Consider the following 25,675-nt stretch of genomic DNA (forward strand, 5'->3'; position numbering starts at 1 on the left):
TATGAAAACGTTAGGCGAATTCATCGTCGAGAAGCAACACGACTTTCCTCACGCCACAGGTGAACTGACGGCGCTGATTTCCTCCATCAAGCTGGGCGCAAAAATCATCCACCGCGATATCAACAAAGCGGGTCTGGTGGATATTCTCGGTGCCAGCGGCGTAGAGAACGTGCAGGGTGAGCAGCAGATGAAGCTGGATCTGTTCGCTAACGAAAAGCTGAAAGCGGCACTGAAGGCGCGCGGTGTGGTCGCGGGGATTGCTTCCGAAGAAGAAGATGAGTTTGTCATCTTTGAAGGTTCGGAGAACGGTAAGTACGTAGTATTGATGGACCCGCTGGATGGTTCTTCGAACATCGACGTTAACGTTTCCGTCGGCACCATTTTCTCGATTTATCATCGTATTAGCGAGCCAGGCACGCCGATCACTGAAGCCGATTTCATGCAACCAGGCCACAAACAGGTTGCCGCAGGTTACGTGGTGTACGGTTCCTCAACCATGATGGTGTACACCACCGGCGTGGGCGTTCACGCCTTTACGTACGATCCGTCGCTCGGCGTGTTCTGCCTGAGCCACGAACGCATGACCTTCCCGGAGAAAGGCTACACCTACTCGATCAACGAAGGGAACTACATCCGCTTCCCGCAGGGCGTGAAAAAGTACCTGAAGTTCTGCCAGGAAGAAGATATCTCAACGAAGCGCCCTTACACCTCGCGCTACATCGGTTCACTGGTGGCGGATTTCCACCGCAACCTGCTGAAGGGCGGCATTTATCTCTATCCCAGCACCGCCAGCCACCCGAAAGGCAAGCTGCGCCTGCTGTATGAGTGCAACCCGATGGCCTTCCTCGCCGAACAGGCGGGCGGTAAAGCCAGCGACGGTAAAAACCGTATCCTTGATATTCAGCCGGAAACGCTGCACCAGCGCTGCCCGTTCTTCTGCGGTAATGATGCGATGGTCGACGATGTGGAACGCTTCATGCGCGAGTTCCCGGACGAACATCAGGCGTAATGTAGGCGGGTATTTAACATGCCTGCGTGTGTGATGCCTGCCAGTAAATGATTTTCGGTCGCCATTAATGGCGACCCTGCAGGTTGATTATACGGTTTATGTTGGGTGCGCATTCATGCGCACCGGTATACTGAGATTAATTTCAACGTAAACGGCATTGCACCCGCGCGCAGGCTTTATTATTTTTTATTTCTGATTCTTGCCTGACGATTAATTAATTCTCCGTTCTCTGCATAATAACGACTCGGCCAAATCTCTGCCGGCGAAATACCAATTGCTTCGGCAATAATTAATTCCCCTTTCGGCCACGGACGCGCCAGCGCATTGGCTAACGTGGTGGAACATAAGCCCGCCTGTCGGGATAACGCCGCCATTGAAGTTCCCTTTTTACGCAGCGCCGCAATGATGTCGGCCGGATGCCAGTCTGACTTCGCATTATTCACGCAACTCTCCTTAGTTCGCTTATCCATTCCCGTAACGATACTACGTTACTCGTAGTATCTGACAAGCGCTAAATCTACGATTCTCGTAGTCATGAAACCGACCTCCTCGCTGCAAGACACTTTTTGTCGACGCCTGAAACAAGCGCGTCAGGCGAAAGGTTTGTCGCAGAAAGGATTAGGTATTGCCGCAGGGATTGAAGAGTTTTCTGCCAGCGCGCGCATTAATCGCTATGAACTGGGCGTGCATAAACCGGATTTATTAACGCTGCAATTACTGGCGCAGGTGCTTGAAGTGCCGGCGGCGTATTTTCTGGCGGAAGATGATCGACTGGCCGCGATGATTCTGGCGTTTCCCGCCGCGCTGAACGGCGATGCACAATAACACGCACTGCTTACATTACCGCTTATCTCCAGTCGCTTCGCCAGCAATGATGCTCAACGCATGGAGCGTGATGGGTCATCCCTGACCACATCATAACTATGCTGCCTGCACGCGGAACTGTGCCATGGACGCCTGCAACTGCTGTGACTGTGCTTCCAGCGACTGCGTAGCGGCGCTGGCCTGCTCCACCAGCGCCGCGTTTTGCTGTGCGGCTTCATCCATCTGCGTCACCGCCTGGTTAACCTGCTCAATGCCGCGGCTCTGCTCTTCGGACGCGATGGAGATCTCCTTCATCAGCGCGGTCACCCGCATCACTTCGCTGGAGATCTCATCCATGGTTTCGCCAGCGCGCGTGGCCATGTCGCTGCCCTCTTTGACCCGCGTCTGTGATTCGCTGATCAACTCGCGAATCTCTTTGGCGGCGCTGGCGCTGCGCCCGGCCAGGGTGCGCACTTCGTTAGCGACCACGGCAAAACCGCGCCCCTGCTCACCGGCACGCGCCGCTTCCACCGAGGCGTTGAGCGCCAGGATGTTGGTCTGGAACGCAATGCCGTCAATCACGCTGAGAATATCGGCGATCCGATCGGAGCTGTGGGTGATCTCACGCATCTTCTCCATCACGTAGCACACCACTTCCGCGCCGCGGTCGGCGGTATCGGACACGCTACTGGCCAGCTGATTGGCCTGCTGCGCGTTACTGGCGTTAAGCCGGACGGTAGCCGTGAGCTGCTCCATGCTGGCGGCAGTCTGCTCCAGCGAGGCCGCCGACTCTTCCGTGCGCTGCGACAAATGCACCGTGCCCGCGGACAGCTCGCGGCTGCCGACGTCAATCTGCAGGCTGGCTTCACGCACCTGGCTGACCGATTCGCGCAGCGCCAGCTGCATTCCCGCCAGCGCGTGGTTAAGACGGCCGATTTCGTTATTGGCCGCTGCCGGCAGCGGCTGCGACAGATCGCCGGCTGCAATCTGCTCCAGATGCTGGATCGCCCCATCCAGCGGACGCAGCAGCGCGCGGCGCAGCAGCAGCCAAGCCAGCGCAATCAGCAACAAGGTCAGCGCGACGGCGACGCCAATCATAATCTTCATCTGCAGTTCATTGTGCGCCGCTGCGGCCAGGCGCGCGGCGGAGACCTCGTCGGCATAGCGGCTAAAGTCGTTCACCGCCTTCGAATAGTTGGCTGCCAGCTGCGACAGATTGCCTTCCAGCACCTGGTAATACTCATCGGTGTACTGCTTCTGCAGCGCATCCATCATCGGCACCATGGCGCCTTTCTGATACGCGCTGAACGCGGCCGCCACCGCATCGGCGAGGCTTTTGCCCTGCGCGGTAACGGTACCGGCATCAATAAATGCTGTCAGATGACGTTGCGAGCTGGCGACATCCGCCTGCGCCTGTTTGGTGACGGTGGCGCCCTCATCCAGCAGGCCGATTTCGATTTTGCGCACCGCCAGCGCGGCGCTGGCGCGCGCGCGCATCAGATCGGCGTTGCTCTGATACAGGCTGTTGAGTTCAATGCCCTGAATACGATTAATGGCGTCAAGTGACTGGTTGCCGGAATTGATGGCGTAAATGCCCATACCGCTCACTGCCAGCAGCAGCAGCGTCATAAAGGCCAGAAGAGAGAGTAAAGCCGTGCGTATAGATAGCTGTGTGATCATGATAATTCCCGTGCGCTTTAAAAAAGGGAGAATCCAGTAGCCCTAAAACGGAGAGATTATCGGCAGTGACCGGCGGAAACTTTATCCCTGATTGATGGTCAACCTGATTACGATCATCTACGCTTCAGATTTACTGAAGGCCGTAGCGCTTAAAGCAAGGAATGTAACGATGAAAAAATGGCTTCCGCTTGCCTGCCTGTTCGCGTCCAGCGTGGCAATGGCACAGCAAAATCCTCTCGACCAGCAGCTGGATAACTGCCTGAACAAAGAGTCCAGCACCGCCGGCATGTCACAGTGCTACAGCACGGCCAATAAGGCGTGGGACAAAGAGATGAATGCGCAATATAGCCAGCTGATGAAGAAATTAACCGGTGAGCCCAAAGACAAACTGCGCAATGCGCAGCGCGCCTGGCTGGCGTATCGCGATAGCTGGACCGAGGCCAGCCGCAGCTATTTCCTCAGCAGTCAGGGCTCCATGGCAGCGCTGTCAGTCGGCGCGCAGGGTGTCAGTCTGGTGCGCAACCAGGCGCTGATGCTGCAATCAATCAACAAAGGCAGTTGCGCCAATCCTGATGATTGTTGATAAATGGGGGCGTTAAACACGCTCAGCGCTGGCCGAGGTCAGCGCGCCCATTATTCACGGAGAAACCATGGCTGCCTACGCCTCGACCCTGATTCTTATCTGCCTCGCCATCCTCAGCTATTTCGTTCACAACAGCGCCGTTACCATTTCGATTCTTATCCTGCTGGTGATTAAACTCACGCCGCTGGCGCAGTTCTTTCCCTATGTCGAAAAGCAGGGCATCCAGATTGGTATCATTATCCTCACCGTGGCCGTCATGGCACCGCTGGCGAGCGGCACGCTGCCGGCCTCGTCGCTGCTGAAGTCTTTTGCGAACTGGCAGTCGATTGTGGCGATTATTGTCGGCGTGTTTGTCGCCTGGCTGGGCGGTCGCGGCGTCAGTCTGATGAGCGTGCAGCCGTCGGTGATTGGCGGTTTGCTGATTGGCACGGTGATTGGCGTGGCGTTCTTCCGTGGCGTGCCGGTCGGGCCGCTGATCGCGGCGGGGATTGTGTCGCTGTTTGTCACCACGAAGTAGCCTGCTGGACCATTCCGAAACGCCAAAAAGGGGGCATACTTTCAGAGTCAGTTGGCTATAATAGCCGTCACTCAACTTACGACTAATGAAGGAAAGCCAGATGAGTTTGAACCAGGTGCCTGCAGGTAAAGATCTGCCAGAAGATATCTATGTCGTCATCGAGATCCCGGCCAACGCCGATCCGATCAAATATGAAGTGGACAAAGAGTCTGGCGCCCTGTTTGTAGACCGTTTCATGTCTACCGCCATGTTCTATCCGTGCAACTACGGTTACATCAACCACACGCTGTCTCTGGATGGTGACCCGGTTGACGTGCTGGTGCCAACCCCGTATCCGCTGCAGCCAGGTTCAGTCATTCGCTGCCGTCCGGTGGGCGTGCTGAAGATGACCGACGAATCAGGTGAAGATGCCAAACTGGTTGCGGTTCCGCACACCAAGCTGAGCAAAGAATACGATCACATTAAAGATGTGAACGACCTGCCAGAACTGCTGAAAGCGCAGATCACCCACTTCTTCGAGCACTACAAAGATCTGGAAAAAGGCAAATGGGTGAAGGTTGACGGCTGGGACAACGCGGAAGCGGCCAAAGCTGAAATCATCTCCTCTTTCGAGCGCGCACAGAAGAAATAAGTTTTCTGTCAGCGCTGTCGCATCGCTTTGCATGGCGATCGGCAGATAAAAAAACACCGCCCACTGGGCGGTGTTTTTATTTACGCTTCTGCGGCGTCATCGCGCCGTAACCAGTCGCCACTCGCGATGCGGGTGCGACCGGCAATCGAACGCTGATACACGTACAGCCAGGCGCTGCCGTAAGGCGTCTGGATCAGCTGGCGCTTATACTCGCCGTTCTTGCTGCGCAAGGCATCCAGTTCGCCGAGGGTGCTGGCGTCAATGCGATACACTTCGCAAAACACCGTGCCTTCCCCCTCAACCACGCCCGGATAGTGACCGAGATTGTAGAGCGCAAACCCTTCAATCTGATGGTCGCCGAGCCATTGCGCATTGGTCATCCAATGACTATTTCCCTGTTTGCGCCGTAAACTGCCGTAGACAATTATTCGCATTGCTAAAACTCAAACTGATAGAGCAAATCCAGTGCCTGATCGAGACCCGACACGGCTTCCAAATAGAGTTTGGGCATCAGGCGATAACGCAAAGTGAGCGTCGCCAGTGAATCAAATATGCCAACACCGTATTTTACCTGCAGACCCGGCAGCACATAACCACTCACCTGCACCTGCTGGCTGTCGCCGACACCGGTGGTATCAAGCGCAAGGTTACTGACGCCGAAGGTCTCGCCGATTTTACCCATAACCTGACCACTTTGTGCAACCCCCAGTCCAACCAGCGCCGAGGTTAAGGCGTTGCTGTCGCCATCGCTGCTGAGTCCCTGACCGCGTAACAGGTAAGACAGCGCCTCCTGCTGCGACATCGCCGGGTCGGAGAACACTTCCACCTTCGGCTCGTCGGCCAGCCCGGTGACGCGCAGACCAGCGGTCACATCATCCTCGGTGGCTTCCGGGTTACGAATCGCCTCCAGATTAACGTACGGCTGATCCGGCGGACCGGCAAACTGCAGCTCGCCTTTACGCACAATCAGATCCTGACCATACGCGTGAAAACGCCCGGAAGGAATATTGATTTGTCCGTTTAAGCCCAGCCCGGTTTTATCCTGCACCAGTTTGAGATCGCCGTTGAGGCGCGCTTTCAGGCCAAAGGCCGAGAGACGCACATCGTTGCCGACGTGGATCACCAGATTGCTGTTGATCGGGATTGCGGCAGTTTTCGGCTGAATCGGCTTCAGGTTCTCATCCAGCATCACCTCGTCCGACGACACGCCGGTAGCGCTTTCCGGCACTTCCTGCACCGTGATGCGCGCCCACGGAATATCAACCTTGCCGTCAAGGTTGAACGCCGCCGGTGTGGCTTCAAACGCCAGGTCTGGCGAAACGTCCATCCGCACCATCGGCGGTACGGTGACGCGAATGCGGCTGCCCTGCGCGGTAACGCGCGCGCGCCAGTTGTCCAGCTGGCTCCAGTCCGCGTTGCCGCCCAGATTGAGATTGCCCTGCTGCGTCTGGATCAGGCCGTTGAGCGTCGAGCTCATGCCGTTAAACACCAGGTTGAGATTGGCCGAAGTGAGATCGACCGGCATAAAGCTGCCGTCCACATCGACATCGCTCAGCCCCAGCTGACCAAAGATCTGCGGCTGCTGCAGCGTGCCGCCGAGGCGCAGATTGCTGTTGAGGTTGCCTTTGATCTTCTCACCCTGCATCAGCGCCGGGTTAAGCATCGCCAGCGAAATGTTGCTGATGCCGATGTTGCCTGACAGCTGGCGGCGATTTTCCGGATCGGCGATCTGCACGTTGCCGCTCAGCTGACCGTTATTGACGATGTGAATCAGCCAGTCGAGCTGCGCGCGTCCGTTACGCAGCGCCGCGTTCAGGTTAAGCGTGTCGAAGGCGATCGGCAGGCTATTGCCCTGCACATCCTGCACCACTTTTACGCCGTTTCCTTTGAGCGACACCGTGCCGGTCGGCAGCGCGCCGTCGGCGGTCCAGTTGACGCGCGCGTCACCGCTGAACACACCGTTCAGCTGGGTGGCATCGGTAAGGAATGGCTTGATCATCGCCAGATCGAAGCGGTTCAGCACCACGTGCGCATGGCCGCTGGCACCGGCCTCGATCGGCTCCGGCACGCACAGCTGCGCGTTCGGGTTTTGCCAGCAGTGCGGCCCGATGGTGGCGCTCTGCTTGCTGTTCAGGTAGTCAATCGCCATGGCGCGCGTCAGGCGCCATTCGCCCACCGGTGTATCAAAACGCGTATTGTTGAGATTGCCCTGCCAGCGCTGGGTCTGGCGGTCAAAGCTGCCGTTGAGCGCCAGCTGGCCGGAGACCGGCTCGCCCTGCACGTTGAGTTTCAGCTGGTGCTGCTTCTCGTTACCGTCAGCGTTGAGCGTCAGCAGGCTGACCTTAAGCGCGTCCTGCTGCAGCTGCTCCACGCGCAGCTGCAGTTTACCGGCGATCTGATCGCTGGATTTGACGTCGCTCTGCAGCGTGACGCGGCGGATCTGCAACTGCTGCCAGCGCAGACCGCTGGCGGTGAGATCGGCCAGCAGCTGTGGCGCCTGCAGCGTGCCGCGCGCCTTGATGGTGCCTTTGGCTACGCCGCCCAGGCCCGGCAGCGCATTATCCAGATGCGGTGCATCGACATTGGCGTCCAGATTCAGCGCATCGCCCAGTTCGCCCTTCACGTCCAGATGGTTGCGCCCCAGCGCGATGTTAATGCCAGGAATTTTCCACTGGTTGTAACTGTTGCCGGTCAGCGAGCCTTCGGCGCTCACCGCGTTCTGCTTCACATTGCCCTTCAGCGCCAGCTGCGGCACGCTGAGCTGCCAGCTGCCGCCGTACAGGCTGCCGCGCGTGGTAATTTTACCGTCGAGCTTCGCCGGCCAGTCAGGATATTGCTTCGCGGTATTGATGCCCGCCAGCGTCAGTTCACTGCGCCAGCTGATGGCTTTGCTCCAGTCCACCAGCGCGCTGAGGTCAATGTTGCCCTGCAGCGCCGCCACGCGCAGTTTATCCAGACTGAACTGCTGCACGTTGCCTTTCCCGTCCAGCGTGATGGTGGCCGGCGGCACCGCTTCGCCCTTCACCGCGGTGCGCAGCGACATCACATAGTCGGTGGCTTTGCCGCTGAACTGGTAGTCGAGATTATCCGCCTGATACTGCACCGGACCGGTCAGCGGCCAGCGCAGCTGCGGGCTGGTGAGTTTGAGCGACAGCGGCAGACCGGCAACCGCCGGCTGCGCGGCGGCGTCCAGCTGCGCACGCACCGGGCCCGAGAGATTCAGGCCAAGCTTCAGCTCATCACGCATCGCCCCGGCGAGGTTCAGTTTGATCTTCTCGCCTTTAATCGGATCGAGATTCAGCGCGCCGTTGAGCACAAAATTGACCGGCCAGTTATCGGCCAGCCGGGCATCGCCGCTGGCGTTGACCTGCCCCTGCGGCGAGTCGACGTCAAAGGTCTCCAGCTGCACATGCCGATCGGTGGTTTTGGCTTTCAGCAGCAGACGCGTAATCGCCACGTCCGTATCGCCGGTGATGCGCAGCTGCTCACCCACCAGCTGCTGCACGTTGATGTCCAGCGGCAGCTGGAAATCCGGCAGCGTCGGCAACAGCGGCTCGGCAAACATCGCCTGCAGCGTTTCGCCCAGCGGCTTCTCATCCGGCTGCGGCTGCTGCACTTTTGGCTGTACTACCTGTTCGTCCGCCACTTTCGCCGCTTTTGGCAGCGCAATCAGCAGGCTTTGAATGTGAGTAGGATTGAGCGTCAGCGTGCGATCCTGCCACTGCAGGCCGCTGGTGAAGTCGAGCAGCGAAATGGCGGTGTCATCAACCTTGACGTTGATGTTATGCAGGCTGACCCGGCTCAGCGTAATCGGGTAAGGCGTGCTGAGATTGCTGCTGCCGCTCTCTTCTTCCGGTGGCGGCGCACTGGCGGACGTCATTTTTTTGCTGTCGACCACCACGCTGACATCCTGCAGCGCGATATCGTTTACGCACACGGAGGAGTGCAGCAGGCAGTTGAGGTTGAGCGCCAGATGAAAGCGCCCGGCATCCACGCTGACACCCGGCATCTGGTACTTCACGCCGCTCACCGTCAGATCGCGCCAGCCGCCTTCCACCTTGTTGATCGACAGGCCCGGCACCCAGCGATCGGCACCTTTAAACAGCAGATGCAAACCGGGCGTGGTGCCGACCAGAAACGCCACGCTAGCCAGCAGCACCAGCAGGAAAATACCGATACCGATCAGGACCTTTTTCCACAGCTTCATAGTTCAGGCCCCAGTCCGACATAAAATTGCAATCCGTGCTCCTTGTCATCGCCAATCGGGCGCGCGATATCAAACTTGATCGGCCCTACCGGAGAAGACCAGCGCACGCCGAAGCCTGCGCCGGTTTTAACGTTACTCTGCTTGATGTCGTTGACCGCTTCGCCGGAGTCGACAAACACCGCGCCCCACCATTTGCCGGAGACGTTGTACTGATACTCGAGCGAGCCGGTGGCCAGTTTGGAGGCACCGGTGAGTTTGCCTTCGTCATCGCGCGGCGAGATATCTTTGTATTTGTAGCCGCGAATACTGCGGTCACCGCCGGCGAAGAAGCGCAGATCCGGCGGGACTTTATCGAAGTCGTTGGTTTCAATCCAGCCAAGGTTGCCGCGCGCCACAAAGCGATGCTTCTCGCCCAGCGTGCGGATCCACACGTTCTGCGCCTGCAGGATCAGGAAGTCAACGTCCGAGCCCCAGGTGGTGTCCGACACGTCCACCGAGTAGCGCTGCGAATCGCCCCACGTCGGCATCAGGCCGCCGCGCGAACGGGTGCGGTTCAGGCTGACGCCCGGATAGAGCAGCATGGTGGTGTTGGTGACGCTGCCCTGAGTAAAGTGGTCGAGGCTCCAGCGCAGGTTAACCGCGCGCTGCCAGCCGGAGCTGCTGTCCCAGTTGCGCGACATCGCCAGCGTGGTGGTGTCCGATTTGGTGTCGTTGAGATCGGTGCGTTTCAGGCCACCGGAGAAGGTGTAGTACTGCTCCAGCGGGCTTTTCAGCAGCGGCACTTTGTAGCTGAGATCGAGTTGCTGCTCCGGCGCGGAGATATAGGCGCTGGAGGTCAGGCTGTGGCCGCTGTCGTTGATCCACGGCTTTTTCCACGTGCCTTTCAGCCGCGGTCCGACGTCCGTTGAGTAACCGACACCGGCTTCGATGGTGTTCTCGACGCGTGGCGACACGGCGGCGCTGAGCGGCAGCACCTTGGTCTGACGCCCTTTATCGAACTCCGGTGCCACGACGACAGAATTAAACCAGCCGGTGGCGGAGAGGCGACGATTGAGTTCGGCCAGATCGCGTGAGCTGTAGGGATCGCCCTTTTTGAACGGCACCAGGTTGCGCAGATAGGCTTCATTGATTTGCGAGCCTTCAAAGCTGACATCGCCGAAGCGATAGCGCGGGCCGCTGTCGTAGTCGATATCCCAGAACGCTAAGCGCCGTTCTACCGAAACGCCAAGCTGGCTCTGCTTAAAGTCACCGTCGAAGTAACCATTACGCAGCGCCAGGCTGGAGAAGCCGTTTTTGAATTTATCGTAGTCGCCGTGATTAAGCTGGCTGCCGACTTTCGGCCTGCCCTGCTTCACCCACGCCTGATAATCAGGATCGTCTTTCGCGGCACCTTCCACCACAATGGTGCTGCCGCCAATCTTCACCGGCTCGCCGGCGGTGACGCGGGCAATCAGCACCGGACGGCCACCCTGCGGCGGTGCCGGGCGTGATTCAAAGTCGATCTGCGGCTCGTAATAGCCGAGCGCGCGCAGGCCTTCTTTGATCGCGGCAGCTACGCGCGCCTGGAAACGGCCGTCGTTCGACACCTCGTCACTGCCGATCGTGGACAAGCGCGCCCTGACGTTTTTCTGTAATTCCCCGGTCAGGCCTTCCAGCTGCAGACGCACTTTTGCTGCCTCAACGGCAGGTGCGGCAAGCAACAGGCTGGCCAAGCAATAAGCATGAAATCGCGGCACGCGTACTCCTGTTAATAATGCCTGCCCCTATTCCGCAGGGGCGTTAACTCTGGTGGAAAGGGTATCACCACACCTTGCATACCCATCAGCATAGCCGCTCTTTTTTGCGAGCGGCTGCGTAAAAACGGCCGCTAAGCCAAATCAACGGCTATTGTCGGCAAATGTGCGTAACGATACAACAACGAAGCCGCGCTTCTGCGCGCCGCCGGCCGCCACTCGGATTAATCCGAGCCGGTCAATCACGCCGCTGGCGGCAGCAATAGCGCTGCTGCTATAATCAGCGACCAGCAGGCCTCGCCTGCACGCATTTCTGCCCCGACGTTAACGTTATCTTGTCGAACTGGCGCAGACATTTTTGGCACGGATAGCCCTGTTTGACGGGTAAGTACCGGATGTACGCCTCTTCGCGCTGCCCAGGCCAAAAATGACAAGTGATTAACCCAACGGATCTTTTATGCTTGATAGCCTGCTTGTCATTCTTTTACTGATTGTAATCAGTTCATTTTTTTCTCTGTCGGAGATCTCGCTGGCGGCCGCCCGTAAGATCAAACTGAAACTGCTGGCCGATGAAGGCAACATCAACGCGCAGCGCGTGCTGAAGATGCAGGAACAGCCTGGTATGTTCTTCACCGTGGTGCAGATTGGCCTCAACGCCGTGGCCATTCTTGGCGGTATCGTCGGCGATGCGGCGTTCTCGCCCGCTTTCAGCAGCCTGTTCAACCGCTTTATGGAACCGGAACTGGCGGATCAGCTCAGCTTTATCTGCTCCTTCACCATCGTTACCAGCCTGTTCATTCTGTTTGCTGACCTGACGCCAAAACGCGTCGGAATGATTGCGCCGGAAGCCATCGCGTTGCGCATCATCAATCCGATGCGCTTCTGCCTGCTGGTTTTCCGCCCGCTGGTGTGGCTGTTCAATGGCCTGGCCAACGTGTTCTTTCGCATCTTTAAGCTGCCGATGGTACGTAAAGATGACATCACCTCCGACGATATTTACGCGGTAGTGGAAGCCGGTGCGCTGGCTGGCGTGCTGCGCAAACAGGAGCACGAGCTGATCGAGAACGTGTTCGAGCTGGAATCACGTACCGTGCCTTCGTCTATGACCTCGCGCGAGAATATCGTGTGGTTCGATCTGCACGAAGACGAAACCAGCCTGAAAACCAAAATCGCTGAACATCCGCACTCAAAGTTTCTGGTGTGCGACGGCGATATCGACCATATCGTGGGCTACGTCGACTCCAAAGAGCTGCTGCTGCGCGTGCTGGGTAACCAGAGTATGACGCTTAACAGCGGCGTGCAGATTCGCTCGGCGCTGATTGTGCCGGACACGCTGACGCTGTCAGAAGCGCTGGAGAGCTTTAAAACCGCCGGCGAAGACTTCGCGGTGATCATGAACGAATATGCGCTGGTGGTCGGGATTATCACGCTCAATGACGTGATGACCACGCTGATGGGCGATCTGGTCGGTCAGGGGCTGGAAGAGCAGATTGTGGCGCGCGACGAAAACTCCTGGCTGGTGGAAGGCGGTACGCCGATTGATGACGTGATGCGCGTGCTGGATATCGACGAGTTCCCGCAGTCCGGCAACTACGAGACCATCGGCGGCTTTATGATGTATATGCTGCGTAAGATCCCCAAACGCACCGATTTCGTTAAATTCTCCGGCTACAAATTTGAGGTGGTGGACATCGACAGCTATCGCATCGATCAGCTGCTGGTGACGCGCATTGACGATCGCCCGCCGGTGCTGAATGTGTCGAAGAATTCGCTGGATGAGTCTGAAGGGCCTGCTGCCTGACGGCGATTGTGCGGTTACAGAAAAATTCAGGGCGCCCACGGCGCCCTTTCTTTTGCTTAGTTGTACTCGGCTTGCAGCCGCAGCACCTGGCGGTTGATTTCGGACATCACGCTAAGGTGCTGTTTATCCTTGACGCGCGGCAACATGACTTTGCCTTTGTCGAACTCAAACGCGCCAACATCCTTGATGTACAACCTTCCTTTAAATAGCGTCTTTACATATTTCGCAATTTGCAGCGGATTATAGCGCTGGAAGATCTTCATGCTGTTTAACTCCTGAACAGATGTAATACGCTTCGCCGTTGCCAAATTCGGTACGAGCCCTTGAAGCGCAAATGAGGCATAACTATAGAACATGATTCCTTGCCGGTGTTCCGAAAAAATGGATTTTTTACTGAATTGACACATCATTACAGAGAACTCTGTCATAACGATCACAAAATCCAGTATAAACCTTCATTGGTTAAGGAATTGTGGCATGGGTTACAAAGCTGCTATCTCATCGCGACAGGCGCATCATCCACGCCTAATATTGCAAAAACATGAATCACTGGTCGGATCACTAAGGAGCATTACCATGCGTTTGGCACATTCCGTGATAGCCCTGGCGCTGCTGCTGCCCAGCCTTGCCTCAGCCCACGCGTTTAAGGTTGGCGAGCGCGTGCCGGCGGTCGGCGTTAACGATAAAGGTGAGTTGCTGTATCAGCAGGAGAAGTTTCGCTATCAGCCATGGAACAGCGCCCAGCTGAGCGGTAAAGTGCGGGTCATTCTGCACATTGCCGGACGCTCGTCGGCCAAAGAGCAGAACGCCGCGTTGATTGAAGCCATTAAAGCCGCGCAGCTGCCGCACGACCGCTATCAAACCACCACGGTGGTTAATACCGATGATGCCATTCCCGGCACCGGGATGTTTGTGCGCAGCAGCATTGAAAGCAATAAACAGCAGTATCCGTGGTCACAGTTCATTGTCGACAGCAACGGCAACGCGCGCAAGGCGTGGCAGCTGGAGAAAGGCGGTTCGGCGATTGTGATTCTGGATAACAGCGGCCATGTGCGTTACGCCAAAGATGGTCCGCTGACGCAGGATGAAGTGCAGCAGGCGATGAAACTGATCCATCAGCTGCTGCAGTCGTGATCGCGCCACAGCGGGTGGCGCGCACAGCGTATCAAAACAGTGAGACGCGGAAGCCCGGATTCAGAAACGACTCGCGCGGCGCGTAGTCGAGGGTTTTGCCCTGCCAGTCATGCACGTGTGCGCCGGCGGCAATCGCCACCGCATGGCCGGCCCCGGTATCCCAGATGTTGGTGGGCCCAAAGCGCGGATAGAGCTGCGCTTTGCCCTCTGCCACCAGGCAGAACTTGAGCGAGGATCCGATCGCGGTGGTTTGATGCTCGCCCAGCTGCGTCAGATACTCTTTCAGCTCTTCATCTTTATCGGCGTGCGAACGGCTCACCACCACCAGCAGCGGCCGCGCTTCACGTACGTGGATCTGCGTGGTGTGGCCGCCCTCTTCTTTCCACGCTTTGCCTTCGGCCGCAGAATACATCACGCCCAGCGCCGGCGCGTACACCACGCCCAGCACCGGTTTGCCGTGCTCAATCAACGCGATATTGACCGTAAACTCGCCGTTACGCTTGATGAACTCTTTGGTGCCGTCGAGCGGATCGACCAGCCAGTACTGCTGCCAGTGCTGACGCACATCCCAGCCGGGCGGATCCTCTTCCGACAGCACCGGCACGTCAGGCGTCAGCGCGGCTAAGCCCTGCACGATAACCTGATGTGCCGCCAGATCGGCCGCCGTGACCGGTGAATCATCGGATTTACGCGTCACGTCCAGCGGTTGCGCGCCATCGTAGACCTGCATAATGGCATCGCCCGCGCTGCGCGCCAGCTGGCAAATTTTTTCTAACATTGTTCACCTCATTTCGGCTGATGCTGCCGGCGAAACATCGGCAGCCCGTCTCCAGATATTTTAGCAGTTGCGCTGTAGCAGCTTACTGCTCAGGGTAATCGCTTTGATTATCAATACCATAGTTCGCCGGTGACGGCTATGGCGCAATGCTGAATGGCGGCCACTCCGCCCGCTTGCGCAGAAAAGGGGCAAAATCACGAGCCTCATCACAAATTGAAATGATAATTCGTCATGGTTTTACATTATTTTGAGAGGCCCATTAAAGCGAACAAGGAGCAAGCCATGTTCAAAGCGAGCATGTCGTTACTGGCACTGTGCGTTGCAGCCGCCACGGTGCAGGCTGCCACGGTGGATTTACGTATTCTGGAAACCACCGATCTGCACAGCAACATGATGGATTTCGATTACTACAAAGACACGCCGACCGAAAAGTTTGGTCTGTTGCGCACCGCCACGCTCATCCAGCAGGCGCGCGGCGAAGTACAAAACAGCGTACTGGTGGATAACGGCGACATCATTCAGGGCAGCCCGCTGGGCGATTACATGGCGGCCAAAGGCTTGCAGCCCGGTGAAGTCCATCCGGTATATAAAGCCCTCAACACGCTGGATTACACAGTAGGCAATCTCGGCAACCACGAATTCAATTACGGCCTGCCCTATCTGCAGCAGGCGATTGCCGGGGCACGTTTTCCCTACATCAATGCCAACGTCATCGATGAAACCACGGGTAAACCGCTGTTTACCCCCTATTTAATTAAAGAAACCACGGTAAAAGACCGCGACGGCAAGCCGCATACGCTGAAAATCGGCTATATCGGCTTCGTACCCCCGCAGATTATGGTGTGGGATCGCAACAATCTGCAGGGTAAAGTGCGCGTTGATGACATCACCGAGACAGCGAAGCGCTATGTGCCGGAAATGCGCGCAAAAGGTGCTGAAATAATCATCGCTATTCCGCATTCGGGTTTGAGCAGCGAGCCGTATCATGCCATGGCGGAAAACTCGGTGTATTACCTCAGCCAGGTGCCGGGTATCAATGCCATCCTGTTTGGCCATGCGCACGCGGTGTTCCCCGGCAAAGAGTTTGCGGCGATTAAAGGCGCGGATATCGCTCAGGGCACGCTCAACGGCATACCAGCGGTAATGCCCGGCATGTGGGGCGATCATCTCGGTGTGGTTGACCTGGTGCTGAAAAATGACGGCGGCAACTGGCAGGTGAGCCAGGGTAAAGCCGAAGCGCGGCCGATTTACGATGCGGTGGCGAAAAAATCGCTGGCGGCGGAAGATGCCGATCTGGTGAAGGTGCTGGCCGACGATCATCGCGCCACGCGTGAGTTTGTGGCAAAACCGATCGGTAAGTCGGCGGATGTGATGTACAGCTACCTGTCGCTGGTGCAGGACGATCCGACGGTGCAGATCGTCAACAATGCGCAGCGAGCTTACGTCGAACGCTTCATTCAGGGCGATCCGGATCTGGCCCGCTTACCGGTGCTTTCCGCGGCGGCCCCGTTCAAGGCCGGCGGCCGTAAGAACGATCCGGCCAGCTACGTTGAAGTGGAAAAAGGCGATCTGACCTTCCGTAACGCCGCCGATCTTTATCTCTATCCGAACACGCTGGTGGTGATGAAAATCAGCGGCGCACAGGTGAAGGAGTGGCTGGAGTGCTCGGCGGCGCAATTTAATCAGATCGATGTGCATCGTCGTCAGCCGCAGTCACTGATCAACTGGGATTTCCGCACCTACAATTTTGATGTGATCGACGGCGTGCAGTATCAGATCGATGTGACGCAACCGGCGCGCTACGACGCGGAGTGCCAGCTGATTAACCCGGCGGCCTCACGCATTCAGGATCTGCGCTGGCAGGGCAAACCGATCGATCCCAAAGCGACCTTCCTCGTTGCCACCAATAATTACCGTGCCTGGGGCGGCAAATTTGCCGGCACCGGCGAGCAGTATGTCGCCTTTGCCTCGCCGGACGAGAACCGCTCGGTGGTGGCCGCCTATATCAGCAGCGAAACCCGCGCGCACGGTGCGGTGCAGCCACAGGCCGATCACAACTGGCGGCTGGCACCGATCGCCAGCGCGACGCCGCTGGATATCCGCTTTGAGACCGCGCCGGGCGCTAAAGCCACGCAGTTTATTGAGAAGTATGCTGATTATCCGATGAAAGCCGTCGGCAGTGATGAAACGGGTTTTGCGATCTGGCGGGTAGATTTACAGCAGCAGGCAGAGAAGAAAGAGTGACTGCGGGCGCCAGATATGGCGCCCGCGTTGTATTACAGGATTTCCAGTAGCTCAACTTCGAAAATCAGGGTGCTGAATGGCGGGATGGAGGCACCCGCGCCGCGCTCGCCGTAAGCGAGATTGTGCGGAATCGCCAGCTCCCACTTCGAGCCAACCGGCATCAGGGTCAGCGCTTCAATCCAGCCGGCAATCACGCCGCTGACCGGGAATTCAGCCGGTTCGCCACGCGCAACGGAGCTATCAAACACGGTGCCGTCAATCAGCTTGCCGGTGTAGTGCACGCGTACGCGATCCTGACGGGATGGGATCGGGCCATCGCCCTGGGTGATGACGCTGAACTGCAGACCGGATTCGGTGCTGCTCACGCCTTCACGCTGTGCATTCTGCTCGAGGAACTGCTGGCCTTCGGCCGCCATGGCTTCAACGCGCTCACGGCGTACGCCTTCGGCGCGCTCGTGGACTTCGCGCAGCGCACGGTGCACCACGTCAACCGGAACTGCCGGTGAGTTCCCTTCCAGCGCGTCGCGCAGGCCCGCAAGCAGCGCTTCTGGCTGCAGACCCTGCAGTCCAGACTCTTGCAGCTGCTGACCAACCTGTAAACCGATACCGTAACTTGCTTGTGATTCGACGCTGTCAAATGAAGGGGTCGTCATCTTGTTTCCTTTATCCCGGATAAAATAGAACCGGCAGCATAACAGCGCAGGCGGCTGGCGTAAAATCTCGCGCGCCGCGGATGACATTTCCCGGGGAAAGAGAAACAATACGCAGGTCAAATTTTTCAATGCTGGCAGGCACTTCGCGCCCGCATTGCCCATACTATAGAACAAGAGAGCATACATGGGCCAAATCGCCCCACGACGTCGCAGGACGCGCGCACCGCGTACCTTATTTTCCCGGTTGCAACGCTGGCTGCCTGACAGGCGCGTCACCCCCGCCAGCGAAGAGGATGTACGAATGGCTTCTGAAACCCCGTCGCGGATACCCGCTGTGCTGCAGCGCATCTGGCATCTGCTGGATAACGTACGCTGGATGGATCCGCTGCCCCCGCTGCACCGACGCGGTATCGTTATTGCCCTGCTGGTGATGCTGCTGGCGTTTCTCTGGCCCACCAGCACGCCGCAGTATCCGGTAGAACGTCCGGCAGAAACCAGCGGCAAAGAGGTGCCGATGCAGGCGGAGATCTACGACAACAATAATGCACAGCAGCCACAGAATACGACGCCAAAGAGTGATGCCCAGGGCGAATGGCGCAGCTATACCGTGGCGTCGGGCCAGACGCTGGCGCAGCTGTTCCGTGACAATAATCTGCCGGTGAATGATGTGTTCGCCATGGCGCGAGTGGAAGGTGATGGACAGCCGCTGAGCGCGCTACAGAGTGGTCAGCAGGTGAAGATTCGTCAGAACGCGCAGGGCGTGGTGACCGGCTTGACGGTCGAGAGCAGTAACGGCCCGGTGCTGTTTACCCGCCAGCCGGACGGCAGCTTTATCCGCGCGCAGTAAGGAACAGAAACAAAAACGCCGGCACAAGGCCGGCGCTTTCACACTAAGTAAAAAATTACTCAGCTACTACATTCACAACCAGTTTCGCGAATACTTCGCTGTGAACCTGGAAGTCAACTTCGTGCTCACCGGTGGTGCGCAGCACGCCGTTTGGCAGACGAACTTCGCTCTTCGCCACTTCAACGCCAGCTGCAGTAACTGCATCAGCGATGTCGCGGGTACCGATGGAACCGAACAGTTTACCTTCGTCGCCTGCTTTAGACGCGAGAGTAACGGTGCCCAGTGCATTGATTTTCTCTGCACGTGCGTTAGCAGCAGCCAGAACGTCAGCCAGTTTGGCTTCCAGTTCAGCGCGACGCGCTTCGAAGAACTCAACGTTTTTCTTGGTAGCAGGAACAGCTTTACCCTGTGGAACCAGGAAGTTACGAGCGTAGCCCGCTTTAACGTTAACCTGATCACCCAGGCTGCCCAGGTTTGCTACTTTATCAAGCAGAATAACTTGCATTACCTTATCCTCTTAAAGTCGTTAATGGACAGTTGCCGATTACTGATGACGATCAGTGTACGGCAGCAGAGACAGGTAACGCGCGCGCTTGATAGCACGAGCCAGCTGACGCTGGTATTTTGCACGAGTACCGGTGATACGGCTTGGAACAATCTTGCCGCTTTCAGTGATGTAGTTTTTCAGCGTTGCGATATCTTTATAATCGATCTCTTGAACGCCTTCCGCGGTGAAACGGCAGAACTTGCGACGACGGAAATAACGTGCCATTTGGCTAGTCTCCAGAATCTATCAATTCAATCTGCTCGGCATGTAACACAAGTTTGCTCTGGCCATTGCGTGCCTGATGGCAGCTAATAAAACCTTCGAGCGTGAGTTGCGTGCCGACCGTTATATGTTGAGTAATCGCCTGATGGGCGCTGCCGCTGATAATCACCGGCATCTGACACCAGGCTTGCCGGTGAAACCCGGCTTCCTCCTGCACAGAACGATGCTCAAGCACGAACTGGCAGTGAGGAATCCCTGACGGACTGACTTTTCGAACTGGCGTCTTGCACACAGTGCCGGACAGGCGCAGCCGATTGGCCGTCATCGTGGATTACTCTTCAGAATCCCCAGCATCTGAGTCTTCTGCCGATTCGTTAGCGAAGTCTTCGCGGCGCTCACGACGCTCGTCTTTCGCTTTAACCATCGGAGAAGCTTCAGTTACCGCGTGCTTAACGCGCATAACCATGCTGCGGATAACGGCGTCGTTGAAGCGGAAGTTAGTTTCCAGCTCGTCGATCACTTCCTGCGGTGCTTCTACGTTCAGCAGAACGTAGTGTGCTTTGTGCAGTTTGTTGATCGGGTAAGCCAGCTGACGGCGACCCCAGTCTTCCAGACGGTGGATCGTGCCCTGTGCACCAGTGATAGCACCAGTGTAACGCTCGATCATGCCCGGAACCTGCTCGCTCTGGTCAGGATGGACCATAAATACGATTTCGTAATGACGCATCGATAGCTCCTTACGGATTATTCAGCCTCCTGTCAGGGTCAGCTGCGGCCCACGGAAGCAAGGAACGTTATAGGTTGCGAATCACCCAAAAGATGAAACACACCTCTGAATGCAGCTGAAAAATTGACGCGTAATCATACTGACCTCGCCGGGGAAACTCAAGCGCACAATTCATCAAATTGCCGCCATCGTGCCAGGCAGGGACACCTTTTGTGCTAAGGATTGGGATTCAGCAGGTTAGCCGGCGATTGTTCAAAATCCCTGAACGAGGCGTTCAGCACGACGATCTGGCATCGCACGGGTGAAGCACTAAACTATTTACAGGCGCAACGGTTTGGCTTAATCAGCGCGCCTGAGAGTGAAATCCCTGGAGTGAGGAGTCGATTATGAAAGCTATCATTATCGCCACTTTACTGGGTCTCTTCCTGTCTACCCCCGCTCTTGCCAGCTCCGCTGACCAGGCGCTGCAGATGAGAAGTAACAGCAGCAAAGCGGCTTCAGGCTATGTCTACGTTAACCGGCTGGATGCGCCAGGCGGTAACCCGGTCAGCGCGAACACCAGCGCCGCCGACCGTTTGTCGTCACAACTGTAGTCCGGCCTGATATCCCGGGCTGGCGTGCTCCGCGCCGCCAGCCCGTTCCGTTTATAAATGATGTTTAAAGAAACTGACCAGCGCGGTGAGCGCCGGCGGCGTGATTTTATGCCCAATCTGCTTTTCCGCCAGAAAGGTGAGCCGGCTGTCGAGCTGCGCCTCGCGCAGTGCTTTTTCCAGCCGGACGGTTTCGGCGAACGGCACCACTTCATCCGCTTCACCGTGCCACAGCAGCAGCGGACGGTTAGCCAGCTGCGCCAGCTGCTGACAGGGATCGTAGGCCGCCAGCGGGGCCAGCCGCGCCTGTAACGCCGCTTTCTGCTCAGGCGTGTGCGCCACCAGCGGCGGGAACAGCGTCTGGCTGAGCTGCATAAAGTAGCCGGAGCCCATCAGGCAGGCAACGCTGTGCAGGTGCGGATAGCGCGCCATCGCGCCCAGCGCGGTCATGCCGCCCATTGAGGCACCAGCAATCGCGAAACGCTCGTCCGCCACCCAATCGTTGTCGCGCAGCGCCGCTTCCAGCAGCGGCACTTCGTCGATGTTCTGGCGCAGGATCTCCCAGAAGTGCGTCATGCGCGCGTCGGTATCACCGTTGTAGCGCGCGCCATGCATCTCTGCATCCGGCATCACCACGCGGAAACCGGCCTGTGCCAGCGCCACGGCGAAGTAGCTGTAGACCTCTTTCGATGAGGTAAAGCCGTGATAAAACAAGATGGTGGGTAAGCGCGCCAGCCGCTGTCCGGCCGGTGCTGCGTGAATACACTCGATGCCCGCCAGGTTCTCCGTTGCCAACTCAATCATACCGTCTCCGTTGAGAATGATGATCACGGGTCTCAGTGTACGTGCTGCCGGCAAAAACGCGAGTCACATCACATTTAATTCGATTAATTTCTGCCCTAAACATTTGCCGCATTTTGCCGTTGATCCTGTACCCCTCCAATATTCATCAAAGGTACTTTATGAAGCGTCTCTCTCTCAGCGCCATGAGTCTCGGAATTAAGCTGTCTGTATTGACGTCTTTCAGTGTGGCAATCGTGCTGTTTGCCCTGACGTTAACGCTCAGCCACAACGCCGCGCGCCAGCTGGAGCAGCTGGCTGTCGACGATATGCAGAACCAGGTGCTCGGCATCAATGAAATGGCCACCATGTTCAATGCCACTCTCTCGGAAGAAGTGGCGAACTATACCCGGCTGTTTCAGAGCTTTTTACCCAAGCGTTTCAGCCGTGACGACAGCTCACGTATTCAGGTGGGATCGTTCAGCACGCCAACGCTGCGCGCCGGGCTGAAAACCCTCAACCTCGATCAGATCGCCGTGGACGATTTTCTCGATCGCACCGGTGCGGTCTCCACCATTTTTGTGCGCGACGGCGAGGATTACATCCGCATCGCGACCTCACTGAAGAAAGAGGATGGCAGCCGCGCGGTGGGTACCCAGCTTGACCGCAGCAGTGCGGCGTGGCGCAGCGTCAATAACGGCGAAGTGTATCGTGGCCTGGCGACGCTGTTCGGCCATCGCTACATCACTCAATACCAGCCGGTGCAGGACGACAGCGGCGCGGTGATCGCCATTCTATTTGTGGGCGTGCAGATTGATAAACAGTACGCGCTGATGCGGGATAAAGTGCTGGCGCGGCGTCTCGGTGACAGCGGCAGCTTTTTCGTGCTGAACGGCACGCCGGGCAGCGCGCAGGGCCAGTATCTGTTTGCCCGTCAGTCGGAAGGCAAGCTGCCGGACTGGGATCGCAGCGTGCAGCAGCAGCTCCTGACGCAGCCGCACGGCCTGCTGGAGATCGCACATCAGGGCGAAACCCGGCTGCTGGCATGGCAGCAACTGCCGGGCTGGAACTGGATTATCGCCGGTGAAGTCAGCCGCGCCAGTCTGCTGGCACCGATCACCCACAGCCGCAATCTGTTCATGCTGATTGGCCTGGCGCTGGTGCTCGCCTTTGCCATTGGCTTTGTGCTTTACAGCCGGCGCGCCATTACCCGACCGCTGCAGCAGGTGATCCACCTGGCCGAGCAGTATGCGGCGGGGAATCTGCAGGCGCACCTCGACTCAGCGCGCCGCGACGAGATCGGTCAGCTGGTGACGGCCATAAACGGCATTGGTGACGGCCTGGAGAAAGTGGTGGGCCAGGTGCGCGCCGCCGCGCGTGAGATCAGCGACGGCACTGACACCATTGCGGCCAGCAGCTCCAGCATCAGCGAGCAGATTGGCCGCCAGGCGAGCAGTGTCGAAGAGACTTCGGCCAGCATGGAGCAGTTTGGCGCAACCGTGGCGCAAACCGCCGCTAACGTGCGCCAGGCGATGGCGCTGGTGGGTGAAGCCGCCAGCACCGTGAGCCAGGGCGGCAGCACCGTGGCGCGCTCGGTGGAGACCATGGCGGAGATTCGCATTGCCTCGCAGAGCATCGCCGACATTACCCACGTGATCGAGTCGATTGCCTTCCAGACCAATATTCTGGCGCTCAACGCCGCAGTTGAAGCGGCGCGCGCCGGCGAACACGGCAAAGGCTTCGCGGTTGTCGCCGCCGAAGTGCGTGCACTGGCGCAGCGCAGCGCCAACGCGGCGAAGGAGATTGACGGGCTGATCGCCAGCTCGATCGACAAAGTGGCCGCTGGCCATGCGCTCTCGGAACAGACGCGCGACGCCATGAGCCATATCGTCAGTCACATTGAGCAGGTGAAAACCCTGATGGGTGAAATCAACATCGCCGCTCAGGAGCAGGCAGCGGGCATTGGTCAGGTCAATCTGGCGATGAACCACATCAGCCAGGCGACCCATCAGAGCAGCGACATGATTAATCAGTCCGAGCACACGGCGCAGCATCTGAGTCAGAAAGGCCATCATCTGACCCAGCTGGTGAGTATTTTCCGCCTCAACGACTGATGCGCCCGGGCAGATGGCTTACACTTGAGTCATCTGCCTGTTTTCCGGAGCCACCATGCGTACGCTTATTCTGCTGCTGGGCCTGCTGCTGAGCGGCTGTGCCGCACTGCACACCACGCCACGACCCCCGCCAGCGCCCACCACTCAGGCGCAGGAGATTACCCGCGCGCAAAGCCACGGCCTGCCGAAGCTGGGCACCGTCAGCGCCCAATCACGCGGATCGCCGGATGATGTGCAGCGCGCTATCGCCGCACGCGCGAATCAGAGCGGTGCGGTCTACTATCAAATCCTGATGGTCGATGAAACCACCATGCCCGGCTACTGGTACGCCACCGCCATTCTGTACGGCGCGCCATCAGGCGGCGCTGGCACGCCGCAGTAAGCGGGCGCTCAGGTCATCACTCAGAGCCTGCACCGGGCGCGATGACAGATAATGCGCGCACCAGCTGTCCGCCAGCGGCGGCTCGGCACTCTTCAGCAGAATGGCCGCGCTTGCCAGGCGGATCAGCGTTTCGCTGACTTCCCGCCCCTGATCTTCACGCAGGTTGCCGAGCTGCAGCCGCAGCTGGCGCCAGCGGCGGTCGAAGTGGCGATTGCTGCCCTTCACCGCATCAAACTCATCCTGCAGCATGCTGAGCACCTCCGCCTGCCGTGCCAGCACGCGCAGCACATCCAGGCACATCACGTTGCCCGACCCCTCCCAGATGCTGTTAACCGGCATCTCACGATACAGGCGCGGCAGCTCACTCTCTTCGCAGTAGCCGATGCCCCCCAGCACCTCCATGGCTTCCGCCACAAACGGCATACCGGCTTTACAGATCGCGAACTTGGCCGCCGGCGTGAACAGACGTGCGTACAGCCGTTCGTGCGCGCTGGCCGGCGTGGACCAGGCGCGCGCCAGCCGCAGCAGCAGCGCGGTTTGTCCCTCCAGCTGCAGCGCCTGCTGCGCCAGCACCGCACGCATCAGCGGCTGATCGCTGAGGTTTTTGCCCATCACCTGACGCTGCGCGGCGTGATGCAGCGCAATCGCCAGCGCTCGCCGCATCTGCCCATGGCTGCCGAGCGCGCAGTCAAAACGCGTCATACCGCCCATTTTCAGGATCAGCCGCACACCTTCGCCCTCCTCACCCATTAACCAGCCGATGGCGTCCTGAAACTCCACTTCAGCACTGGCATTGGCGCGGTTGCCCAGCTTGTCTTTCAGGCGTTCAAGGCGAATGGCGTTGCGCGTGCCGTCCGGCAGCAGGCGCGGCAGAAAGAAGCAGCTCAGCCCTGCCGCGGTCTGCGCCAGGACCAAGTGCGCGTCGCTTTGCGGCACCGAGAAGAACCATTTGTGGCCGGTGATGCGCCAGGGTTCGCCCGGCCCGCGCGCGCCGAGCGGTTCGGCACGCGTGGTGTTGCTCAGCACATCGGTGCCGCCCTGCTTCTCCGTCATGCCCATGCCAATCAACAGGCCGCGCTTCTGGCTGCCGGGCAGATGATGCGCATCGTACCGATCGCTGAGCAGCCGATCGTGCCAGTCGGCGTAGGGCGCGGGCAGATGGCGTTGCAGCAGCGGGATCGCGGCGTGAGTCATGGTCACCGGGCAGAGCGAACCGGCTTCCACCTGCGCATGCAGAATGAAACGCGCGGCGCGCGCCACCATGGCGCTGGCCTGCACGTCGGGCTGCCAGCTCAGGTTGTGTAACCGGCTGGCGCACACGCCCTGCATCAGCAGATGCCAGGCAGGATGAAAGCGCACTTCGTCAAGCCGTTCACCGCGCGCGTCGTAACGCAGCAGCTCCGGCGGCTGTGCATTGGCCAGACGACCTAATTCCAGTGACTCCGCGCTGCCGAGCTGCAGGCCGACGGACGCCAGCCATTCGCGGTCCCAGCCGGCCCCTTCACGCACCACCGCCTCACACAGCGCGCTGTCGCCGGTGAAGAGGTTGCTGTTGCTGAGCGGAGATGGTTGATTGAATACGCTGTGAGTGGTCCAGGCCATGGCACGCTCCTCTCCCGATACCTATTGTGATCTGGCTATAAGTATGGAGAGGAAGTGCCATTATGCCTGGTACAGCTGAGGTTTTGCGGC

Annotated in this window: 26 protein-coding genes; 12 read left to right on the plus strand and 14 right to left on the minus strand. The window is 58.3% G+C overall.

Annotated features, from left to right (window positions below):
- The first annotated feature begins 1 nt into the window (after nt 1).
- Nucleotides 2-1,009: a class 1 fructose-bisphosphatase gene (gene fbp, locus MXF20_RS12620; protein WP_325969654.1), complete on the plus strand. Its 1,008-nt coding sequence runs from the start codon at nt 2-4 to the stop codon at nt 1,007-1,009.
- A 179-nt stretch (nt 1,010-1,188) separates the two neighbouring features.
- Here fbp and MXF20_RS12625 read toward each other — a convergent pair whose 3' ends face one another.
- Nucleotides 1,189-1,479: a helix-turn-helix domain-containing protein gene (locus tag MXF20_RS12625; RefSeq protein ID WP_168715054.1), complete on the minus strand. Its 291-nt coding sequence runs from the start codon at nt 1,477-1,479 to the stop codon at nt 1,189-1,191.
- 64 nt (nt 1,480-1,543) lie between these two features.
- Between MXF20_RS12625 and MXF20_RS12630 the strand changes: the two genes are divergently transcribed.
- Nucleotides 1,544-1,834, plus strand: coding sequence for a helix-turn-helix transcriptional regulator (locus tag MXF20_RS12630; RefSeq protein ID WP_325969655.1), 291 nt, complete (start codon nt 1,544-1,546; stop codon nt 1,832-1,834).
- Nucleotides 1,835-1,930: 96 nt separating this feature from the next.
- Here MXF20_RS12630 and MXF20_RS12635 read toward each other — a convergent pair whose 3' ends face one another.
- Nucleotides 1,931-3,490: a methyl-accepting chemotaxis protein gene (locus tag MXF20_RS12635; RefSeq protein WP_325969691.1), complete on the minus strand. Its 1,560-nt coding sequence runs from the start codon at nt 3,488-3,490 to the stop codon at nt 1,931-1,933.
- A 172-nt stretch (nt 3,491-3,662) separates the two neighbouring features.
- Here MXF20_RS12635 and MXF20_RS12640 point away from each other — a divergent pair, with 172 nt between their 5' ends.
- The 3 genes from MXF20_RS12640 (at nt 3,663) to ppa (ending at nt 5,224) form a co-directional block, all read left to right on the plus strand.
- Nucleotides 3,663-4,076: a lysozyme inhibitor LprI family protein gene (locus MXF20_RS12640; RefSeq protein WP_325969656.1), complete on the plus strand. Its 414-nt coding sequence runs from the start codon at nt 3,663-3,665 to the stop codon at nt 4,074-4,076.
- 67 nt (nt 4,077-4,143) lie between these two features.
- A complete protein-coding gene (locus tag MXF20_RS12645) occupies nt 4,144-4,593 on the plus strand; it encodes a DUF441 domain-containing protein (protein WP_021509736.1) in 450 nt (149 codons plus the stop codon).
- Between the two features lie 100 nt (nt 4,594-4,693).
- Complete coding sequence (gene ppa, locus MXF20_RS12650; RefSeq protein ID WP_021509737.1) at nt 4,694-5,224, plus strand: inorganic diphosphatase; 531 nt, start codon at nt 4,694-4,696, stop codon at nt 5,222-5,224.
- Nucleotides 5,225-5,304: 80 nt separating this feature from the next.
- Here the strand turns inward: ppa and MXF20_RS12655 are convergent, their stop codons facing one another.
- From MXF20_RS12655 to tamA, 3 genes are read right to left on the minus strand one after another with little or no spacing between them, the layout of a single operon-like run.
- Nucleotides 5,305-5,658 (minus strand): gamma-glutamylcyclotransferase, encoded by a 354-nt coding sequence (locus MXF20_RS12655; protein ID WP_325969657.1) that lies wholly within the window; start codon nt 5,656-5,658, stop codon nt 5,305-5,307.
- Between the two features lie 2 nt (nt 5,659-5,660).
- Complete coding sequence (gene tamB / locus MXF20_RS12660; protein ID WP_325969658.1) at nt 5,661-9,431, minus strand: autotransporter assembly complex protein TamB; 3,771 nt, start codon at nt 9,429-9,431, stop codon at nt 5,661-5,663.
- Nucleotides 9,428-11,167: an autotransporter assembly complex protein TamA gene (gene tamA, locus MXF20_RS12665; protein ID WP_325969659.1), complete on the minus strand. Its 1,740-nt coding sequence runs from the start codon at nt 11,165-11,167 to the stop codon at nt 9,428-9,430. Before tamA ends, tamB begins: the two co-directional genes overlap by 4 nt.
- Nucleotides 11,168-11,621: 454 nt before the next feature.
- On the opposite strand from tamA, the gene MXF20_RS12670 reads away from it, so the two are divergent.
- On the plus strand, nt 11,622-12,965 hold the full coding sequence (locus tag MXF20_RS12670; protein WP_325969660.1) for a hemolysin family protein: 1,344 nt from the start codon (nt 11,622-11,624) through the stop codon (nt 12,963-12,965).
- Between the two features lie 56 nt (nt 12,966-13,021).
- On the opposite strand, the gene MXF20_RS12675 is transcribed toward MXF20_RS12670, so the two are convergent.
- Nucleotides 13,022-13,228, minus strand: a complete 207-nt coding sequence (locus MXF20_RS12675) for a DUF1107 domain-containing protein (RefSeq protein WP_031280153.1) — start codon at nt 13,226-13,228, stop codon at nt 13,022-13,024.
- 313 nt (nt 13,229-13,541) lie between these two features.
- Here MXF20_RS12675 and MXF20_RS12680 point away from each other — a divergent pair, with 313 nt between their 5' ends.
- A complete protein-coding gene (locus MXF20_RS12680) occupies nt 13,542-14,099 on the plus strand; it encodes a YtfJ family protein (protein WP_325969661.1) in 558 nt (185 codons plus the stop codon).
- Nucleotides 14,100-14,130: 31 nt separating this feature from the next.
- On the opposite strand, the gene cysQ is transcribed toward MXF20_RS12680, so the two are convergent.
- Complete coding sequence (gene cysQ / locus MXF20_RS12685) at nt 14,131-14,877, minus strand: 3'(2'),5'-bisphosphate nucleotidase CysQ (protein ID WP_136546444.1); 747 nt, start codon at nt 14,875-14,877, stop codon at nt 14,131-14,133.
- A 282-nt stretch (nt 14,878-15,159) separates the two neighbouring features.
- Between cysQ and MXF20_RS12690 the strand changes: the two genes are divergently transcribed.
- Nucleotides 15,160-17,121, plus strand: coding sequence for a bifunctional 2',3'-cyclic-nucleotide 2'-phosphodiesterase/3'-nucleotidase (locus MXF20_RS12690; protein ID WP_325969662.1), 1,962 nt, complete (start codon nt 15,160-15,162; stop codon nt 17,119-17,121).
- 32 nt (nt 17,122-17,153) lie between these two features.
- Here MXF20_RS12690 and fklB read toward each other — a convergent pair whose 3' ends face one another.
- Nucleotides 17,154-17,774 carry an FKBP-type peptidyl-prolyl cis-trans isomerase gene (gene fklB, locus MXF20_RS12695; protein ID WP_021509746.1) on the minus strand — a complete coding sequence of 207 codons (621 nt, stop codon included), beginning with the start codon at nt 17,772-17,774 and terminating at the stop codon, nt 17,154-17,156.
- 184 nt (nt 17,775-17,958) lie between these two features.
- Between fklB and MXF20_RS12700 the strand changes: the two genes are divergently transcribed.
- A complete protein-coding gene (locus MXF20_RS12700; protein WP_325969663.1) occupies nt 17,959-18,621 on the plus strand; it encodes an OapA family protein in 663 nt (220 codons plus the stop codon).
- Between the two features lie 55 nt (nt 18,622-18,676).
- On the opposite strand, the gene rplI is transcribed toward MXF20_RS12700, so the two are convergent.
- From rplI to rpsF, 4 genes are read right to left on the minus strand one after another with little or no spacing between them, the layout of a single operon-like run.
- A complete protein-coding gene (gene rplI / locus MXF20_RS12705; protein WP_021509748.1) occupies nt 18,677-19,126 on the minus strand; it encodes a 50S ribosomal protein L9 in 450 nt (149 codons plus the stop codon).
- Nucleotides 19,127-19,165: 39 nt separating this feature from the next.
- Nucleotides 19,166-19,393 (minus strand): 30S ribosomal protein S18, encoded by a 228-nt coding sequence (rpsR, locus tag MXF20_RS12710; RefSeq protein ID WP_000135199.1) that lies wholly within the window; start codon nt 19,391-19,393, stop codon nt 19,166-19,168.
- A 4-nt stretch (nt 19,394-19,397) separates the two neighbouring features.
- Nucleotides 19,398-19,715, minus strand: a complete 318-nt coding sequence (gene priB / locus MXF20_RS12715) for a primosomal replication protein N (protein ID WP_031280155.1) — start codon at nt 19,713-19,715, stop codon at nt 19,398-19,400.
- Nucleotides 19,716-19,721: 6 nt separating this feature from the next.
- Nucleotides 19,722-20,117 carry a 30S ribosomal protein S6 gene (gene rpsF / locus MXF20_RS12720; RefSeq protein WP_021509750.1) on the minus strand — a complete coding sequence of 132 codons (396 nt, stop codon included), beginning with the start codon at nt 20,115-20,117 and terminating at the stop codon, nt 19,722-19,724.
- A gap of 386 nt (nt 20,118-20,503) precedes the next feature.
- Between rpsF and MXF20_RS12725 the strand changes: the two genes are divergently transcribed.
- Nucleotides 20,504-20,710 (plus strand): hypothetical protein, encoded by a 207-nt coding sequence (locus MXF20_RS12725; protein ID WP_325969664.1) that lies wholly within the window; start codon nt 20,504-20,506, stop codon nt 20,708-20,710.
- A 51-nt stretch (nt 20,711-20,761) separates the two neighbouring features.
- On the opposite strand, the gene yjfP is transcribed toward MXF20_RS12725, so the two are convergent.
- Nucleotides 20,762-21,511 carry an esterase gene (gene yjfP, locus MXF20_RS12730; protein ID WP_021509752.1) on the minus strand — a complete coding sequence of 250 codons (750 nt, stop codon included), beginning with the start codon at nt 21,509-21,511 and terminating at the stop codon, nt 20,762-20,764.
- Nucleotides 21,512-21,669: 158 nt separating this feature from the next.
- Between yjfP and MXF20_RS12735 the strand changes: the two genes are divergently transcribed.
- The gene (locus MXF20_RS12735; RefSeq protein WP_325969665.1) at nt 21,670-23,601 is read left to right on the plus strand and encodes a methyl-accepting chemotaxis protein; all 1,932 of its coding nucleotides are present in this window, start codon (nt 21,670-21,672) and stop codon (nt 23,599-23,601) included.
- Between the two features lie 55 nt (nt 23,602-23,656).
- Nucleotides 23,657-23,983, plus strand: a complete 327-nt coding sequence (gene bsmA / locus MXF20_RS12740) for a biofilm peroxide resistance protein BsmA (protein WP_325969666.1) — start codon at nt 23,657-23,659, stop codon at nt 23,981-23,983.
- Here bsmA and MXF20_RS12745 read toward each other — a convergent pair.
- The gene (locus MXF20_RS12745; RefSeq protein ID WP_325969667.1) at nt 23,957-25,585 is read right to left on the minus strand and encodes an isovaleryl-CoA dehydrogenase; all 1,629 of its coding nucleotides are present in this window, start codon (nt 25,583-25,585) and stop codon (nt 23,957-23,959) included. The two genes, bsmA and MXF20_RS12745, sit on opposite strands and share 27 nt — an antisense overlap.
- Nucleotides 25,586-25,675 lie beyond the last annotated feature (90 nt).

The sequence above is a fragment of the Pantoea dispersa genome (assembly GCF_035783935.1).
In the GTDB taxonomy this organism is placed as follows: Bacteria; Pseudomonadota; Gammaproteobacteria; order Enterobacterales; family Enterobacteriaceae; genus Pantoea; species Pantoea dispersa_C.

What these genes read in the sequence shown, in the direction of transcription:
- fbp (WP_325969654.1), top strand. Translation starts at nt 2, where the DNA reads ATGAAAACGTTAGGCGAATTCATCGTCGAGAAGCAACACGACTTTCCT.
- MXF20_RS12625 (WP_168715054.1), bottom strand. Translation starts at nt 1,479, where the DNA reads ATGGATAAGCGAACTAAGGAGAGTTGCGTGAATAATGCGAAGTCAGAC.
- MXF20_RS12630 (WP_325969655.1), top strand. Translation starts at nt 1,544, where the DNA reads ATGAAACCGACCTCCTCGCTGCAAGACACTTTTTGTCGACGCCTGAAA.
- MXF20_RS12640 (WP_325969656.1), top strand. Translation starts at nt 3,663, where the DNA reads ATGAAAAAATGGCTTCCGCTTGCCTGCCTGTTCGCGTCCAGCGTGGCA.
- MXF20_RS12645 (WP_021509736.1), top strand. Translation starts at nt 4,144, where the DNA reads ATGGCTGCCTACGCCTCGACCCTGATTCTTATCTGCCTCGCCATCCTC.
- ppa (WP_021509737.1), top strand. Translation starts at nt 4,694, where the DNA reads ATGAGTTTGAACCAGGTGCCTGCAGGTAAAGATCTGCCAGAAGATATC.
- MXF20_RS12655 (WP_325969657.1), bottom strand. Translation starts at nt 5,658, where the DNA reads ATGCGAATAATTGTCTACGGCAGTTTACGGCGCAAACAGGGAAATAGT.
- tamB (WP_325969658.1), bottom strand. Translation starts at nt 9,431, where the DNA reads ATGAAGCTGTGGAAAAAGGTCCTGATCGGTATCGGTATTTTCCTGCTG.
- MXF20_RS12670 (WP_325969660.1), top strand. Translation starts at nt 11,622, where the DNA reads ATGCTTGATAGCCTGCTTGTCATTCTTTTACTGATTGTAATCAGTTCA.
- MXF20_RS12675 (WP_031280153.1), bottom strand. Translation starts at nt 13,228, where the DNA reads ATGAAGATCTTCCAGCGCTATAATCCGCTGCAAATTGCGAAATATGTA.
- MXF20_RS12680 (WP_325969661.1), top strand. Translation starts at nt 13,542, where the DNA reads ATGCGTTTGGCACATTCCGTGATAGCCCTGGCGCTGCTGCTGCCCAGC.
- cysQ (WP_136546444.1), bottom strand. Translation starts at nt 14,877, where the DNA reads ATGTTAGAAAAAATTTGCCAGCTGGCGCGCAGCGCGGGCGATGCCATT.
- MXF20_RS12690 (WP_325969662.1), top strand. Translation starts at nt 15,160, where the DNA reads ATGTTCAAAGCGAGCATGTCGTTACTGGCACTGTGCGTTGCAGCCGCC.
- fklB (WP_021509746.1), bottom strand. Translation starts at nt 17,774, where the DNA reads ATGACGACCCCTTCATTTGACAGCGTCGAATCACAAGCAAGTTACGGT.
- MXF20_RS12700 (WP_325969663.1), top strand. Translation starts at nt 17,959, where the DNA reads ATGGGCCAAATCGCCCCACGACGTCGCAGGACGCGCGCACCGCGTACC.
- rplI (WP_021509748.1), bottom strand. Translation starts at nt 19,126, where the DNA reads ATGCAAGTTATTCTGCTTGATAAAGTAGCAAACCTGGGCAGCCTGGGT.
- rpsR (WP_000135199.1), bottom strand. Translation starts at nt 19,393, where the DNA reads ATGGCACGTTATTTCCGTCGTCGCAAGTTCTGCCGTTTCACCGCGGAA.
- priB (WP_031280155.1), bottom strand. Translation starts at nt 19,715, where the DNA reads ATGACGGCCAATCGGCTGCGCCTGTCCGGCACTGTGTGCAAGACGCCA.
- rpsF (WP_021509750.1), bottom strand. Translation starts at nt 20,117, where the DNA reads ATGCGTCATTACGAAATCGTATTTATGGTCCATCCTGACCAGAGCGAG.
- MXF20_RS12725 (WP_325969664.1), top strand. Translation starts at nt 20,504, where the DNA reads ATGAAAGCTATCATTATCGCCACTTTACTGGGTCTCTTCCTGTCTACC.
- yjfP (WP_021509752.1), bottom strand. Translation starts at nt 21,511, where the DNA reads ATGATTGAGTTGGCAACGGAGAACCTGGCGGGCATCGAGTGTATTCAC.
- MXF20_RS12735 (WP_325969665.1), top strand. Translation starts at nt 21,670, where the DNA reads ATGAAGCGTCTCTCTCTCAGCGCCATGAGTCTCGGAATTAAGCTGTCT.
- bsmA (WP_325969666.1), top strand. Translation starts at nt 23,657, where the DNA reads ATGCGTACGCTTATTCTGCTGCTGGGCCTGCTGCTGAGCGGCTGTGCC.
- MXF20_RS12745 (WP_325969667.1), bottom strand. Translation starts at nt 25,585, where the DNA reads ATGGCCTGGACCACTCACAGCGTATTCAATCAACCATCTCCGCTCAGC.